This window comes from Rhodococcus sp. BUPNP1 (assembly GCF_002215235.1).
Classification (GTDB): domain Bacteria; phylum Actinomycetota; class Actinomycetes; order Mycobacteriales; family Mycobacteriaceae; genus Rhodococcus.
In genome coordinates, this window is record NZ_NERM01000014.1 from 112,232 (window position 1) to 127,043 (window position 14,812).

At 68.2% G+C, this 14,812-nt stretch carries 16 protein-coding genes; 5 read left to right on the forward strand and 11 right to left on the reverse strand.

Going from position 1 to position 14,812, the window contains the following annotated elements; translation table 11 throughout:
* Window positions 1-25: 25 nt before the first annotated feature.
* Genes fabG1 through B9C99_RS15945 form a run of 3 tightly spaced genes read left to right on the forward strand, consistent with a single transcriptional unit; the run spans window position 26 to window position 2,727 of the window.
* Window positions 26-775, forward strand: coding sequence for a 3-oxoacyl-ACP reductase FabG1 (gene fabG1 / locus B9C99_RS15935; RefSeq protein ID WP_016694070.1), 750 nt, complete (start codon window positions 26-28; stop codon window positions 773-775).
* 46 nt (window positions 776-821) lie between these two features.
* The gene (gene inhA, locus B9C99_RS15940) at window positions 822-1,628 is read left to right on the forward strand and encodes an NADH-dependent enoyl-ACP reductase InhA (RefSeq protein WP_016694069.1); all 807 of its coding nucleotides are present in this window, start codon (window positions 822-824) and stop codon (window positions 1,626-1,628) included.
* Window positions 1,629-1,650: 22 nt separating this feature from the next.
* Complete coding sequence (locus tag B9C99_RS15945; protein WP_016694068.1) at window positions 1,651-2,727, forward strand: ferrochelatase; 1,077 nt, start codon at window positions 1,651-1,653, stop codon at window positions 2,725-2,727.
* 10 nt (window positions 2,728-2,737) lie between these two features.
* Here B9C99_RS15945 and B9C99_RS15950 read toward each other — a convergent pair whose 3' ends face one another.
* Window positions 2,738-3,418, reverse strand: coding sequence for a helix-turn-helix domain-containing protein (locus B9C99_RS15950; protein WP_016694067.1), 681 nt, complete (start codon window positions 3,416-3,418; stop codon window positions 2,738-2,740).
* Between the two features lie 169 nt (window positions 3,419-3,587).
* Here B9C99_RS15950 and B9C99_RS15955 point away from each other — a divergent pair, with 169 nt between their 5' ends.
* Window positions 3,588-4,418 (forward strand): class I SAM-dependent methyltransferase, encoded by an 831-nt coding sequence (locus B9C99_RS15955; protein ID WP_016694066.1) that lies wholly within the window; start codon window positions 3,588-3,590, stop codon window positions 4,416-4,418.
* Between the two features lie 34 nt (window positions 4,419-4,452).
* Here B9C99_RS15955 and B9C99_RS15960 read toward each other — a convergent pair whose 3' ends face one another.
* Window positions 4,453-5,262, reverse strand: a complete 810-nt coding sequence (locus B9C99_RS15960; RefSeq protein ID WP_026061540.1) for a hypothetical protein — start codon at window positions 5,260-5,262, stop codon at window positions 4,453-4,455.
* Between the two features lie 82 nt (window positions 5,263-5,344).
* Between B9C99_RS15960 and B9C99_RS15965 the strand changes: the two genes are divergently transcribed.
* Window positions 5,345-6,178, forward strand: coding sequence for a DUF3097 domain-containing protein (locus tag B9C99_RS15965; protein WP_088898533.1), 834 nt, complete (start codon window positions 5,345-5,347; stop codon window positions 6,176-6,178).
* Window positions 6,179-6,190: 12 nt separating this feature from the next.
* On the opposite strand, the gene B9C99_RS15970 is transcribed toward B9C99_RS15965, so the two are convergent.
* From B9C99_RS15970 to B9C99_RS16010, 9 genes are read right to left on the reverse strand one after another with little or no spacing between them, the layout of a single operon-like run.
* Complete coding sequence (locus B9C99_RS15970; protein WP_088898534.1) at window positions 6,191-6,901, reverse strand: hypothetical protein; 711 nt, start codon at window positions 6,899-6,901, stop codon at window positions 6,191-6,193.
* Complete coding sequence (locus B9C99_RS15975) at window positions 6,898-7,848, reverse strand: MlaD family protein (RefSeq protein WP_016694062.1); 951 nt, start codon at window positions 7,846-7,848, stop codon at window positions 6,898-6,900. Before B9C99_RS15975 ends, B9C99_RS15970 begins: the two co-directional genes overlap by 4 nt.
* Complete coding sequence (locus tag B9C99_RS15980; protein WP_088898535.1) at window positions 7,845-8,873, reverse strand: MlaD family protein; 1,029 nt, start codon at window positions 8,871-8,873, stop codon at window positions 7,845-7,847. The genes B9C99_RS15975 and B9C99_RS15980 overlap by 4 nt, the downstream gene beginning before the upstream one ends.
* The gene (locus tag B9C99_RS15985; protein WP_088898536.1) at window positions 8,870-9,970 is read right to left on the reverse strand and encodes an MCE family protein; all 1,101 of its coding nucleotides are present in this window, start codon (window positions 9,968-9,970) and stop codon (window positions 8,870-8,872) included. The genes B9C99_RS15980 and B9C99_RS15985 overlap by 4 nt, the downstream gene beginning before the upstream one ends.
* A 1-nt stretch (window position 9,971) precedes the next feature.
* A complete protein-coding gene (locus B9C99_RS15990) occupies window positions 9,972-10,988 on the reverse strand; it encodes an MlaD family protein (RefSeq protein WP_088898537.1) in 1,017 nt (338 codons plus the stop codon).
* Window positions 10,988-12,025 carry an MlaD family protein gene (locus B9C99_RS15995; protein ID WP_088898538.1) on the reverse strand — a complete coding sequence of 346 codons (1,038 nt, stop codon included), beginning with the start codon at window positions 12,023-12,025 and terminating at the stop codon, window positions 10,988-10,990. The genes B9C99_RS15990 and B9C99_RS15995 overlap by 1 nt, the downstream gene beginning before the upstream one ends.
* Window positions 12,022-13,038 carry an MlaD family protein gene (locus B9C99_RS16000; protein WP_088898539.1) on the reverse strand — a complete coding sequence of 339 codons (1,017 nt, stop codon included), beginning with the start codon at window positions 13,036-13,038 and terminating at the stop codon, window positions 12,022-12,024. The genes B9C99_RS15995 and B9C99_RS16000 overlap by 4 nt, the downstream gene beginning before the upstream one ends.
* 7 nt (window positions 13,039-13,045) lie before the next feature.
* A complete protein-coding gene (locus tag B9C99_RS16005; protein WP_060653283.1) occupies window positions 13,046-13,930 on the reverse strand; it encodes an ABC transporter permease in 885 nt (294 codons plus the stop codon).
* A complete protein-coding gene (locus B9C99_RS16010) occupies window positions 13,930-14,775 on the reverse strand; it encodes an ABC transporter permease (RefSeq protein ID WP_202399687.1) in 846 nt (281 codons plus the stop codon). The genes B9C99_RS16005 and B9C99_RS16010 overlap by 1 nt, the downstream gene beginning before the upstream one ends.
* Between the last annotated feature and the right edge of the window lie 37 nt (window positions 14,776-14,812).

A 14,812-nucleotide genomic window follows, 5' to 3' on the forward strand; every position in this document is an offset into this window, starting at 1 on the left:
CCGGCCACCAGATAGGTTGGAATGCATGACTGACGCAGATAGTGCCGCAGCGTCCACGCGCGCGGGTGTCACCCCCCGATCCGTCCTCGTCACCGGCGGAAATCGGGGGATCGGCCTCGCCGTCGCCCGTCGCCTGCAGGCCGACGGCCACAAGGTCGCCGTGACCCACCGCGGTTCGGGCGCGCCCGACGGCCTGTTCGGTGTGCGGTGCGACGTCACCGACGCCGACTCGGTCGACGCCGCGTTCAAGGAGGTCGAGGAGCATCAGGGACCCGTCGAGGTGCTCGTCGCGAATGCGGGCATCACCGACGACACCCTGCTGATGCGCATGACCGAGGACCAGTTCAGCTCGGTGATCGACGCGAACCTCACCGGGGCCTTCCGGTGCGCCAAGCGCGCCAACCGCGCGATGCTCCGTGCCCGCTGGGGCCGCATGATCTTCCTCGGCTCCGTGGTCGGCCTCGCCGGTCAGGCCGGTCAGATCAACTACGCGTCCTCGAAGGCCGGTGTCATCGGTCTCGCCCGCTCCGTCACCCGCGAACTCGGTTCGCGATCGATCACCGCCAACGTCGTCGCTCCCGGCTTCATCGAGACCGACATGACCGCGGATCTGTCCGACGACCTGCGCGACACCGCGAAGAAGTTCATCCCGCTGCAGCGACTCGGCAAGCCCGAGGACGTCGCAGCCGTCGTCAGCTTCCTGGCCTCCGACGACTCCGCCTACGTCTCCGGCGCCGTCATCCCGGTCGACGGCGGCATGGGCATGGGCCACTGACGGTCTCGCGACCACATCCGAATCTCACTGGAGGACCGACACACTCATGGGCGGACTGCTCGAGGGCAAGACCATTCTCGTCACCGGCATCATCACCGATGCCTCGATCGCCTTCCACACCGCGAAGGCCGCGCAGGAACAGGGCGCGAAGGTGATCATCACCGGCTTCGAGCGACTCCGGTTGATCGACCGGATCGCACAACGTCTCCCACAGCCGGTGCCGCCGGCGATCAGCCTCGACGTGCAGAACCAGGAGGATCTCGACGGTCTCGCCGACAAGATCCGCGAACTCGCACCGGAGGGGATCGACGGTGTCGTCCACTCCATCGGTTTCGCACCCCGGTCGTGCCTGGGCAGCCCGTTCCTCGACGCGCCGTGGACGGACGTCGCGGTGGCGCTCGAAGTGTCGGCCTACTCCTACGGCGCGCTCGCCAAGGCCGTCCTGCCCGTCATGAACGAGGGCGGTTCGATCGTCGGAATGGACTTCGACCCGTCCCGGGCCGTGCCGTTCTACAACTGGATGGGTGTCTCCAAGGCGACGCTCGAGTCGGTGAACCGCTACGTGGCCAAGGAGGTCGGCCCGCGCGGCATCCGTTCGAACCTCGTCGCCGCCGGTCCGATCAAGACACTCGCGGCCAAGGCCATCGCGGGCGACGCGACCGGCCCGGGCGCGGAGATGAACCGCCTGAACGAGGGCTGGTCGGCCGCGTCCCCGATCGGCTGGGACGTCGACGATCCGACGCCTGTGGCGAAGACCGTGTGTGCGGTGCTGTCCGACTGGCTACCCGGGACAACGGGATCCATCGTCTACGTCGACGGTGGCTTCCACTCCCAGGTCGGCTTCGGCAGCTGACCGTACGACGGAAGGCACTTCCATGACGAACACCCCCGGGGCGTACGACGCGCTGATGCTGCTGTCGTTCGGCGGACCGGAAGGACCCGACGACGTGCGGCCGTTCCTCGAGAACGTCACCCGCGGACGAGGGATCCCGCCGGAACGACTCGACGAGGTCGCGCAGCACTATCTGCACTTCGGGGGTGTCTCGCCGATCAACGCCCTGAACCGGGCGATCATCGATGCCGTCCGCGCCGAGTTCGACGCGCACGGTATCGACCTGCCGATCTACTTCGGCAACCGCAACTGGCATCCCATGGTCGAGGACACCGTCGCGCGGATGCGCGACGACGGGATCCGTAACGCTCTGGTGTTCGCGACCTCCGCCTGGGGCGGTTACTCGGGATGCCGGCAGTACCACGAGGACATCGCTCGGGCGCGGGACGCCGTCGAGGACGCCCCGCAGCTGACGAAGCTGCGGCACTTCTACGACCACCCCTTGTTCCTCGACGCCGTCACCGACGCCGTGCGCGCGGCCCGCGTCGAACTCGCCGACGAGGTGCGCGATTCCGCACGCGTGGTGTTCACCGCCCACTCCGTCCCGACCTCCTTCGACGCGACCGGTGGTCCGCCGGAGGAGGGCGGTCGTCTCTACAGCCGGCAGGTCGCCGAAGCGGCGCAGCTGGTGGCCGAAGCGCTCGGCGAGGACGACTACGACCTGGTGTGGCAGTCGCGGTCCGGTCCGCCGCAGGTGCCGTGGCTCGAACCCGACATCGTCGACCACATCGACGCCCTGCACGAACGGGGAGTCCGCGCCGTCGTGGTCGTGCCGGTCGGATTCGTCTCCGACCATCTCGAGGTCGTGTGGGATCTCGACACCGAGGCCCGCGACCGCGCTGCCGAACTGGGGATGGGCTTCTCACGCGCGGCAACGGCCGGAACCGACCCGCGCTTCGCGCAGTTGGTCCGCGAGCTCGTCGAGGAACAGCGCGACGGGATCACCGCCCGCCGCTGCGGCACCGAACCGCTGCTCGGATCCGCGTGCAACGGGAGCCTGTGCGCCGTCGGGTGCTGTGAGCCGCCGAAACGTCCGTCCCGGCCCGCCGCGAACGGATAGACGCCCCGCCTCACCGGGCGGCGTGCTCGACCGGTGAGGCCAGAGGGGAGTCGAACCAGCGCGGCAGCGACCGGCGCAGGGCGCTCGGACCGTCGACGACCACGGCACCCGAGCGCAACGCGTCCGGCCATGTGGTTTCGCCACGCCAGATCTCGGTCAGTTCCCGCAGTCCCGCCGTCACCCGGATCGAGACCTCGAAGCCCGGGTCCTCGTCGCACACGTCGACGTCCTGCGGCGTGATGACCATCCACCACCGGCGCGACGCGTGGGTGACTGCGGGGAAGACGAACTCCACGACCACCCGGGATTCCGGCAGAACCGTGTGGTCGACGTGCCGGTGCATGTCCCACATCAGCAGTCGCGGATCGAGGTCGACGTCGCCGAGTTTTCCGGTCCACCGCGTGCCCCACGCACCGAGTGCGTCGACGACGGTCTCCAGATCGCGTCCCGCCGGGGTGAGCACGTACCGGACGTCGTTTCCGTCCTCGAGACGCCGCACGATTCCCGCCGCCGTGAGCTGGTGCAGCCGCTTCGACAGCAGCGTCGGCGACATGCGGGGCAGGCCGCGCCGGAGATCGTTGAACCGTTCGCTGCCGAGCACGAGTTCGCGCACCACGAGCAGCGTCCACCTCTCGTCGAACAGTTCCATCGCTTTCGCGACGGGACAGAACTGGTGGTAGGGCGGGCCCATGATCGGATCCTAGGCCGGTCGGACCGCCGCGACCAGCACGAATGTGTGGCGGTGCAGTACAGATTGTGTACTGGAGGACATCGCGTCCGCGTTCCTACAGTCGATCTGTGACCCGGGCCGCCTCCGGGACGGCGCCGAAGCCGGGTCCCTCGACAGGAGGAATCCTCTGATGACCGACATCTCCACGACACACGACGCCGATCTCGCCCTGAAGGCCAAGCACCGGGCGATGTGGGCACTCGGCAACTATCCGGCGGTGGCGACCGAGGTCATCGCCGAACTCGGCCCTGCTCTCGTGGCCGCGACCGGAATCGGTCCGGGCGACCGCGTCCTGGACATCGCCGCCGGATCGGGCAACGCGTCGATCCCCGCCGCGCTCACCGGTGCGACGGTGCTCGCGACCGACCTGACTCCGGAACTGTTCGAGGTGGGCCGTCGTGACGCCGAAGCGGCAGGTGCGACGCTCGACTGGCAGGAAGCCGACGCCGAAGCACTCCCGTTCGACGATGCGAGCTTCGATGCCGTGATCTCTTGCGTGGGAGTGATGTTCGCGCCCCACCACCGGGCCGCTGCCGACGAACTGCTCCGGGTGACCCGGCCGGGCGGACGTATCGGCCTCCTGAGCTGGACCCCCACCGGCTTCATCGGGCAGATGTTCGCGACGATGAAACCGTATGCGCCACCGCCCCCGCCGGGTGCACAGCCCCCGCCTCTGTGGGGCGACGAGGTGCACGTGCGCGAGTTGATCGGCGACCGCGTCACCGACCTGCAGGCACGCACCGACAATCTGCGCGTCGAACGGTTCGCGACCGGGGAGGACTTCCGCGAGTTCTTCAAGTCCGCCTACGGTCCCACCATCGCGGTGTACCGCAACATCGCGGACGACCACGAACGGGTCGCGGCTCTCGATCTCGATCTGCTCGAACTCGCCCAGCGTCACGATCTCGGTGGGGGAGCGATGAATTGGGAGTACCTGTTGGTCACCGCGCAACGAGGTTGACGCGCACTGGAGTCGACGCGCACTGCCGGCGCGGTCAGTGATGGTGCTCGGCCCGCAGAGCCGCCGCGACTGCACCGGTGCGGGCCTCGCGGACCGCGGCCCACAGCGGCTGCAGCGCGCCCTCGCGACCGGTGGCGGCGGACACCGAACCGGCCTGCAGGCCCCCTCCGCGACCGGCCACGGTGAGGATTGCCGCGACCTGGTCGGCGGTGTCGAGGACGCGCACGGCACGTGCGGGCAGGGACGGGGGATAGCGGTGCCGGGCGAGGTCGGCGACCTCCTCGGCGATCTCCGTCCGCGGATCGGCGCGGCGCCCGTCGGTGCCCACTGTCGGGATTCCGCTCAATGCGGAGGCGGCATCACGTACCGCCTCGCGAATCGCGAACTCGGCCGCACCGAGACCACCGTCGACGGCGATCTCGGGGACCGCCGGCAGTGTGAAGACGTTCCATCGCAGCACGTCCGGACCCTCGATCACGGGCACCAGGCCCAACCCCGGTGCACCGGGCGCTCCCACGACGACGCCTTCACCGGCCGCGAGCGCCGCGGAGGCGAACGCCGTACCTGCAGGCAGCGCGCGGACGTCGCCCGGGGCGGGAAGGACGAGATGCAGACCCGCGCCGGCTGCGGTGTCGACGCGGCGGATCAGGGTGAGCAGCAGGGCGGCACCGTCGGCGACACCCCTGTCGGGCAGATCCGCCGCGGAGGCCGTCGCCGCATCGTGGGCACCCACGAGATGCATCGGCGCCCACTCGTGCAGCGCATCGATCACATCGTCGGGGGAGGCGTGACCGGACAGCCACGACCCCGCCCACACGGTCAGCGTCAGGCTCGGAGAACTCACCCCGAAAGCATACGGCGACCGCGCACGGCGGTCCGGCGTGGCAGCGTGAGCGGCCCCGCGCGATGTCCTAGGGTCGACTGGCGTGAGCCCACGCGATATCTACGGCGGCGACATCTATGCCGGTCACGCCCGCACCAAGAAGAAGGCCGTTCCCGAACTCGCAGCGGAGCGCGGCGTCGTCGTCGAGGACGCCGCATCCGGCTGGTGCGGCGCGGTCGTGGGGATCGAGAAGACCTACGACGGCGACTTCGTGCGGCTCGAGGACGCGCAGGGACGCACCCGCCTGTTCGCGATGCGCCCCGCCGCGTTCCTGGTCGACGGAGCATCCGTCACCCTCGTCAAGCCGAAGATCCGTCCCGCCTCCGCACCGACGAGATCCGCCTCGGGATCCACCCGGGTGGAGGGTCTGCGCGCACGCGTGGCGCGGGGGAGCCGGATCTGGGTGGAGGGCGTGCACGACGCCGCCCTCGTCGAACGGGTGTGGGGGCACGACCTGCGGGTCGAGGGCGTGGTCGTCGAACAGCTCGAGGGCCTCGACAATCTGGGTGCCCGGCTGGCCGAGTTCGAGCCCGGACCGGGCCGGCGGGTCGGTGTGCTCGCCGACCACCTCGTCACCGGATCCAAGGAGGAGCGCCTCACCGCGAATCTCGGTCCGCACGTGATGGTCACCGGCCATCCCTACATCGACGTATGGCAGGCGGTGAAACCGAAGGCTGTGGGCATCGACGCCTGGCCCACCATCCCGCGCGGGCAGGACTGGAAGACCGGCGTCTGCCGTGAACTCGGCTGGGGCACCCCGCAGGACGGCTGGCGGCGCGTCTACAACGCCGTGAACTCGTTCCGCGATCTCGAATCGCACCTCATCGGCGCCGTCGAGCGCCTCGTCGACTTCGTCACCGAACCCGACGAGGGCTGATTGACCGGAGACTCAGCGGCCCCCGTCCGCCGGCGCCGGCGCAGGTTCCGGCTCCCCGGCGCCGCCCGGCAGGCCGGTGCCCACTCCGCCGACGTCGGTGATGGTCCAGTCCGACGCGCGGTCCATCGTCACCGTGTAGGTCGCGGTCGCGGCGACACCGTCGGGTGTCTGCTTGCTCTTCGAGATCATGTCGACGAAGACCTGCACGACGAAGGTGTCGCCGTCGTTGCTCGCCACTTCGGCGGCGAGCAACCGGGCGTCGGCGATGTACTCCATCTGCGTCAGCCACGGAGCCACGACGTCCACGGCCCCTTCGAGTTTCGGTGCGAGTTGTCCGCTGACGCCGTCGGTGAGCGCCGCCCGCCAGGCGTCGAGGTCACGGAAGTCGACCTCGGAGACATTCAGTGCGTAGTCGGAGGCGACGGCCTCGGCCTCGGCCTCGGTGTCGAGCCGGCTCTGCAGGGCCTGCAGTTGCTCGGCCGAGTCGTCCGTCGCCCACAGTATCCCGAAGGTCACCGCGGCGACGACGGCGAGCACCGTGACGACCGCGAGGGCGCGGACCGACGACCACCACGGACCGCGACTTCCCGCCTCGGTGGCAGTGGCGGTAGGGGCGGAGACGGCCGGTTCCTGTTCGGTGACCCCGATGTTCGAGGGCCCGGTGTTCGAAGGTCCGGTGTTCGAAGCTCCGGTGTTCGACATGACGATTTCTTCCTTCTTCATCGGGGTACGTTCACGGTGAATCGGACACTGTCGCCCGGCATGGTCGCGATGGCCTGTTCGAGCAGGGTACCGAGATCCATCCGGCCCACCACGGAACCGGTGGCCTGGGTCACCGGGCGGAGCGCGACACCGATCGCGCCGAGTTCGGGTGCGAACCTCCTGAGGAAGTCGGCGAGTTCGATCTCCTCCTCGCGCCACGAGCCGAGGATCTCCTCACCCTTCAGTACCGAGGACCCCTCGAAGAGGTACTCGTACGAGATACCGAGGGTCTCCCCGAACTGGTCGAGCATGGGTGGCGCCGCGACCATCGCCGGCCGCACCCAGTCGACGTCCCCCATCATCCACATCAGGTCGCTCAGCACCGTTTCCAGCGATCCCTCGTGCCGGGTCAGGGTCGACAGCAGCAGCTCGGCGCCACGACCTGCCGCAGGCATGGTCTCCTCGAGACCCGCAACCGATTCGGTGAACGTCGCGACGAGTTCGTTCAGCGATTCGGCGTCGGTCTGTTCGAGCAGCTCCGAAGTGGTGGCGAGGAGATCGGGGACCGAGGTGGGCAGTTCGACGATCTCGGTCAGGTGGGCGCCGTCCTCGAGATAGGGCCCTTGTGTCGAGGCAGGGAGGAACGAGAACACCGGTTCGCCCAGCGACGACAGGTTCTCGACGCGCATGGTGCTGTCGACGGGGATGCGGTGTTCGGCCTCGTAGGAGATGTTCATGCGGACGAAACCGTCGAGGTTCTCCATGCCGTCGACCCGTCCGATGTTCACCCCGCGGTAGACGACGCTCGATCCGGTGCGCAGTCCTGCCGCGTCGCGCATGTCGACCACGGCGTGGGCGCGGCGCTGGGTCGGATCGATCTGCAGCACACCGACGACGAGATACCAGGTGCCCAGGATCATCACGAGGGCCAGGGCGAGTGCGGACATCCAGGCCGGGATTCGGGTCACGGGATCGCTCCGATCATGCGCAGGAGAACCAGTCCGTCGGCCGCCGGACTCCCCTCGTTACCGGCGATGGTCACCTCACGGATGTCGATGCCGGGTTCGAGCAGGAAGGGGACGAGCTTCTCGTCGACGAGCTCCACGAGTTCTGCTGCGTTGCCGCGCAGTTCGGTGGCGTTCGGCGACGGTTCGCGCAGCAGCGGAGTGAGGATCTCGAGGTTGTCGTTGATGTGCGGGAGGCGGGGGATCAGCCATTCCAGGCCCGTGACCATGGTGTTCACGTCGATGACGATGTTGAGCACGGCCTCCATGAAGTAGGGCACCCGGTCGAGACGCCGACGTGCGGTGTCGGAGAACAGGAACCCCACGTCGTCACGTGCGGCATCGAGACGCTGGGACAGGTCCTCCGTCGCGACGACGATGCGATCGATCTGGTCGAGGTTCGCCGCGGCCTCGCTCAGATCGTTGGAGACGACCGCCGACAACTCGCGGGTCTCCTCCGTGTCCTCGGGCAGCACGTCGTTCAGTCGCGCGAGCGAATCCTGCAGACGGGTCAGGCTTCCGCCGTTGACGAACATCGCGATCCGTTCGAGCATGTCCTCGATCTGCGGACCCGGATCCGTGTCCTGCAACGGGATCGTGTCGCCGTCCTGCAAGGGCGCGCCGCTGCCGTCCTTCGGCGGGAGCAGAGCGATGTAGATGTCGCCCAGTACGGTGTTCTGCCGCAGTTCGGCGCGGGTGCCCGCCGGCACGACCACCGACTCGCGCACGTCGATCCGGGCGACGGCGCTGTGCGGCTCGAGATCGATCGCCCGCAGGGTGCCGACGGAGATGCCCTCGGAGCGGACGTCCGCCCCGGCCGGCAGGCTCAGCAGCGATTCGAATTCGAGGTTCAGCCGGTAGGTCGGTCCGCGCACCCCGGAGCCGGGCAGCGCGTGGTCGCTGGGGTCGAAACTGCATCCGCACAATGCCACCAGAGCGGTGAGGACCGCACCGATGAGAAGGCGGGACCGGAAGAACGACCGGCTCACGGCGTTGCTCCGATCGTCGACAGGACCAGCTGGGGCAGCGGCACCGACACCGAGCGGGAGGACACCACGGTGCAGCTGTCGGGTGCGATCTGCTCGAGTGCCGAGCACGTCAGCGCAGCGTCGGGGGTCGGCACCTCGGCGCGGACGGGGTCGAGTTCGACGGCGACCGACCCCGGGTGGGTCTGCACCATGGTCTCGAGCATCGTGATCGTGCCGGGAATGGTGGCGAGCAGTTCGCTCGAGCTCTCGGCCTGCGTGCGCAGCATCGTCAGTGTGGGCAGCGTGGAGTTCAGGGCGTTCATCAGGTACGGGAAGTGCTCGTTGAACAGCCGGTCGAGCGGTCCGACGGCCAGCGAGAGCTTCTCGACGAGGATCTTCGCGACGACGAGCATCTGCTCGATGCCGGCCAGACCCGGCGCGAACGTCTGGATGGTGGACTTGACGTTGTCCCAGTCCTCGGTGAGCAGGGTCGTCATCTCGGCCGAGTTGTCGAGGATCTGTCCCAGCTGGTCCATGAAGTTGTCGGGGGAGGAGAGCAGGTCCGCGAGGTCGCGCAGTTCGCGGTTGAGTGTCGGTCCCAGGTCCTCGAACTCACGTCCGGCGTCCTTCAATGCGGTTTCGAGCGGCGCAGTCCCGTCGGGTCCGCGTTCGGTCATCTGCCGCACGAGTTCGGAGAACGATCCGAGCGCGTCCGACACGCTGACCGGGGTGCGGGTGTGCGCCGTGTCGATGCACGTCTCCGGCGACAGGGTCGGTCCCGGCCGGGGATCGGCGTCGACGAGTTCGAGTCTGCGGTCGGTGAGGATGGACGCGTTGGTGATCACCGCGCCGGTCTCGGCGGGAAGCGCGCGATCGCCGACGGTCATGTCGATGCGCACGCGCGCACCGTCGGGTTCGATCCGGTCCACGGTCCCGACCGAGATCCCGCGGATGGTGACCGGGGAACCGGGGTAGAGGCCGTAGGAGTCCTCGAAGTACGCGCAGATCGAGGTGTCGTCCCCCGAGGTCGCGGCGAAGGCGGTCGCGCCGGCCACGGCCAGCGCCACGACCGTCACCGCGGGAACGAGTCGTCGTGTAGTCGTCGTCAGTGTTCGCACGTCAGCACCGTGTTCCCGGCATCGGGAGACAGACGTCGGGTCGCTGGACCGTCAGTCCGCTCTGGTCGACAAGGGCCTGGCCTTCGGGACCGGCGACGGCCGCGAGTCCCGTGAGGGTGGCACGGAGGGATTCCGTCATCGACTCGACGGAGGCCGACAGTTCCGCACTGCTGTCGGCGGCTTCGACGAGATGCGGGATGATCGGTTCGACCTTTTCCTGGTACGGGCCGCTGAGGAAGTCGAACAGCAGCCCGGCGAGCCCGGAGAGCCCGTCGGCGAAGATCTTCACGTCCTGATGGGCCTCGACGATCTTCGGGCCGAGGATCGCATAGCCGCGGATGATCTCGAGCGCGAGTTCCTTGTTGTCGTTGGCGGTGCGGAGATATTCGTTGGACAGCTCGAGCAGGCTCTCGATCTGGTCCTTCTGATTCGCGATGACGTCCATGACGGCTTCGAGATCGGTGACCGTGATCCGCACAGAATCCGGGGATTCGCCGAGCAGCGCTGCGGTCTTGTCCAGGGCGGTGCGCAGTGCCTGGGTGTCGAGTTCCTCCACCACCTCGGTGGCCTCCTCGAACATGTCGTTCACCAGAAATGGCAGTGCTGCGCGGTTCTCGGGGATCGGTTCGGTGAGCGGCTGCCGGCCCGCCGGGTGCACCGCGAGGTACAGGCCCCCGATCGGGGTGAGCATCCGCACCGACACGGAGGTCTGGTCGCCGACGAAATGCTCGGAGTCCACGGTGAACTCGACGTCGACGTGGTCGTCGTCCAGACTCAGGCCGGTGACCGAACCGACCGGCACACCCGCGATGCGCACGTCGTCGCCCGCGGCGAGCCCCGCCGATTCCGGCAGTTCGAGGCGGTAGGTCGTCGAACCGACCGGTCGCAGATAGAGCGCGAGGACGATGCCCGCGACGAGGGCGACGACGATCAGACCCGACAGCGCCCACCACATCTGGGTGCGGGGATCGGCGTCCTCGGCACCGAAGTCGAGTCGTCCGAACAGGCGGGTGCGCATCAGGCACCTCCGTTGCAGATGGTCAGGGGACGACCCTGGAGCAGAATGTCGGCCTCGATCGGCAACTGCACCGCGCCGTTGCTGCACTGCCGGGACTCGTCCACGCGCGGCACCAGGGAATTGATGCCCTCGAAGATCCCCGGCAGCACCGACAGGGTGTCGATGGCCGTCTGCGGATCCGGGATCACCTGGTCCACCCGGACGATGAAATCGTCGTTGCGTTCGAGGAATCCGTCGTGCTCGGCGGGCGCGCCGAGGCCCAGCTGGGAGAGCAGGTTCACCGTGCGGTCGACCTCCGCCATCTCGAGTGCACCGAGCTTGGTCAGGGACAGGAACTCGGTCATACGTGTCACCAGCGGTGTGAAGATCGAATGGAAGACCTCGAGGATGTTCTCGAGGTTCTCGGACCGGCCTTCGAGTTGCTCGTTGAGAGCCGTGAAGTTGTCGAGCAGGGTGCTCATCAACGCGCTGCGGTCCTCGGCGTAGCTCGCGAGCTCGGCGATGTCGCGCATCACCGGGGTCGGACTGGACTCGCTGCCCTCGATCAACGCGGCCACATTCGTGGCGAGCCGGTTGTAGACGGACGGATCAGCCTCGCGCAGAAGCGGTTTGAGCCCGTTGAACACCGTGGTGATGTCGAACGAGTCGACGGTGTTCACGACCAGCCCCGACGGATCGACCTCCTGACCGCCCTCCTCGCTGCGATCGAGTTCGAGATAGCGCTGGCCCGTGAGGTTCTGGAACTTGACGAGCAGTCGGTCCGATTCGCGCAGACGGTACTCCTCGAGCACCGTGAAGTCGACGAGCGCACGGTTGCCGTCGGACACCGAGATGTCGGTGACCTTGCCGATCTGTACGCCCCGCAGGCGCACGTCGGCGTTCTCCTTGAGGCCGAAGACGTCACCGAACTGGGCCTTGTAGGCGACGGTCGATCCGCCGACAGGGCGTTCGATCGCTTGCACGATCAGCACGATGATCAGGACGACGACGCCGGCGAGCAGGGCGAGCCGGACGGCTGCCTGGCGTGGAGTTCTCATCGGGTACCCCCGGTGGTCTCGAGCGGGACCCGGAAGGCCGGGAAGGTGTCGACGAGCACGTCCACCCCCAGGACCACCCGGTCACCCTGGTGCTGCAGTGCGCCGTCGGCGCCGTCGACGAGACGGTCGACCTGGCCGGGGGTGACCCCGCGCAGGCTCTGGTTCATCGGGATCAGGATGTCGAGGAGCATGTCGACGGCATCCGAGGTCGGGCCGAGCGCGCCGACGATCTCACCGGACAGCGCGAGGACCAGATGTGAGACCTCGGTGATCGTCTCGCTCGCCTGCTGCGTGCGGAAGTCGTCCTCGAGTTCCTCGACGGACGCGATGGCCGACAGAGTGTTCAGTGCCGACGGGGTGAACGCCGCGACACCTTCGGAGACATCCGCGAATTTCGGCAGCAACTCACTGAGCGGCTCGTTCTGGGTGCGGGCGATGTTGCGCATCACGAGCAGCGACGAGGCGAGCAGCGGCGCCATCTGCTGGGTCAGTTCGGCGGCACTGTCGATCGAGTCCGACAGCTGTGGCGTCACCACGTCGAGCAGGAGACGACCGGAATCGCGCAGCACCGTGGTGACGGTGTAGTCCCCGACATCGCCGAGAGCGAGGGTGCTGCCGGCTCGGATCGGCTCGCCGCCCGGCATCGGGATGAGCTCGAGTGCGGTGGAACCGAAGATGTTCGACGAGACGAAACGGGTGTGCATGGCCGTCGACAACTCGTCGACGTGCTCCTCGTCGACACTGAGCGTGACGATCTGTTGCTGCGGCCCCTGCGGTTCGACCTCGATCACCGATCCGATCGACATGCCCCGCAGACGCACGGCGGTGTCGGTGGAGACCCCGTCGCCGAGATTCGATGCGGTGACGGCGAACTGCACCTCACCGGAGCGGTCGGGCTGCGACGCCCACCAGGCCGCGGTGACGACGAGTGCGGCGGCGACCACGACGGCGAGCCCGCGGATCCGCAGTCCGCGGCGGCTGGGGCCGAAGCCCGAATACTGTGCTGCGCTCACTGGTTCTTCACCCCGAGAAGCTGATCGTCGCGTCGAGGCCCCACATGACGAGCGTGAGCACCATGTCGGTGGTCACGATCAGCACGAGACTCGCCCGGATGGCCCTGCCCGAGGCGATCCCGACCCCCTCGGGACCACCGCTCGCGTGATAGCCCTGGTAGGCGTGCACGAGCGTCACGACCAGGACGAACACGATCACCTTGACCAGCGAGTAGATCAGGTCGATCGGCTCGGTGAACATGTGGAAGTAGTGGTCGTAGGCGCCCGACCCCTGACCCTGCACCACGGTGACGGTCGCGCCGGTGGCGGCGAATCCGAGCGCGAGCGCGATCAGATAGGACGGGACGACGGCGCCGACGGCGGCGATGAGCCGGGTGGAGACGACATAGGGGATCGAGTCGATGGCCTGGGCTTCGAGCGCGTCGATCTCCTCCGAGATCCGCATGGCGCCGACCTCGGCGGTGATGCGGCAGCCGGCCTGGGCGGCGAATCCGATCGCCGCAATGAGGGGAGCGAGCTCGCGTGGATTCGCCAGGGCCGACATGGCGCCGGTCAACGGTCCCATCCCGAGCATGTCGAGTGCGGAGAAGCCGACGAGACCGACCATCGCCCCGGCGACGATGCCGAGGATGGCCAGTACCGGTGCGACGCCTCCGCCGACGATGACCGCGCGGCCGTTGCCCCATGTCAGGTCGGTGAAGATGGCGACGGTCTGGCGGCGGTTGCGGCGCAGGGCGTGGCCGATGCCGCGGAACGAGACGACGACGAAGTGCAGGTAGAGCCCGAGGGATTCGATCGGGTTCCACGCCCGGCCGGCGTGGCGCGTCCACCGCAGACCGCGGGGACGATAGGGCGACGGCGTGGCAACGGATCCGCTGCGTGTGGCGCTCATCAGAGGAACCTCATGGGGACGAACATCAGGACCACCTGGGTGATGAAGAGGTTGACGACCATGCAGGCGATGATGCTGAGCACCACGGCCGCATTGACGCTGTCCGCGACGCCCTTCGGGCCACCCTTGGCTTCGAGGCCCCGTTGGCTGGAGATGATCGCCACCACGTAACCGAAGACCGCGGCCTTGAACAGGCAGACGATCAGGTCGGTGGTCGAGGCGAAACTGCCGAACGACAACCAGTACGAGCCGGGGGCGACCCCCTGGCCGAGCGAGGCCACGGCGAAGCTCGCAAGGATGCTCATGAGGATGATCAGCACCGACAACATCGGGGCGACGACGACCATCGCCAGGATGCGGGGGGAGACCAATCTGCGCTGGGGGTCGATGCCGAGGGTGCGCAGCGCGTCGATCTCCTCCCGGATGGTGCGCGAGGCGAGGTCGGCCGAGATGGCCGAACCACCGGCACCACCGATGAGCAGGGCCGCGGCCAGGGGCGCGATCTGCTGCATCACTCCCATGCCGCCCACCGCGCCGGCCATGGAGTTGGCGCCGACGTTGTCGGTCATGCTGCCGACCTGGACGGCGATGACGACGCCGAGCGGCAGCGCCACCAGAACTGCGGGCACGGCCGAGACGGAGATGAAGAACCATCCCTGAACGATTGCTTCCCGCATCGGGAAACGACCGCGTGCGATGTCGACGATCAGGTATGCGGTGGAGCGGAACGCCAGACGGAGCGTGCGTCCGAATGTGCGCGTGGAGTCGGCGGTGCGTGTGACCACGGCACCTCCGAACGGCCGCTCGCCCCGGACGTCTGCGTCCGCGGGTCGCGAGGTCTTCATCGAGCCCCCTGATGAACTGACACTGAATCGATTGGTA

Coding starts and splice junctions, on each gene's coding strand:
- fabG1 (WP_016694070.1), top strand. CDS start 26: ATGACTGACGCAGATAGTGCCGCAGCGTCCACGCGCGCGGGTGTCACC.
- inhA (WP_016694069.1), top strand. CDS start 822: ATGGGCGGACTGCTCGAGGGCAAGACCATTCTCGTCACCGGCATCATC.
- B9C99_RS15945 (WP_016694068.1), top strand. CDS start 1,651: ATGACGAACACCCCCGGGGCGTACGACGCGCTGATGCTGCTGTCGTTC.
- B9C99_RS15950 (WP_016694067.1), bottom strand. CDS start 3,418: ATGGGCCCGCCCTACCACCAGTTCTGTCCCGTCGCGAAAGCGATGGAA.
- B9C99_RS15955 (WP_016694066.1), top strand. CDS start 3,588: ATGACCGACATCTCCACGACACACGACGCCGATCTCGCCCTGAAGGCC.
- B9C99_RS15970 (WP_088898534.1), bottom strand. CDS start 6,901: ATGAAGAAGGAAGAAATCGTCATGTCGAACACCGGAGCTTCGAACACC.
- B9C99_RS15990 (WP_088898537.1), bottom strand. CDS start 10,988: ATGCGCACCCGCCTGTTCGGACGACTCGACTTCGGTGCCGAGGACGCC.
- B9C99_RS15995 (WP_088898538.1), bottom strand. CDS start 12,025: ATGAGAACTCCACGCCAGGCAGCCGTCCGGCTCGCCCTGCTCGCCGGC.
- B9C99_RS16005 (WP_060653283.1), bottom strand. CDS start 13,930: ATGAGCGCCACACGCAGCGGATCCGTTGCCACGCCGTCGCCCTATCGT.
- B9C99_RS16010 (WP_202399687.1), bottom strand. CDS start 14,775: ATGAAGACCTCGCGACCCGCGGACGCAGACGTCCGGGGCGAGCGGCCG.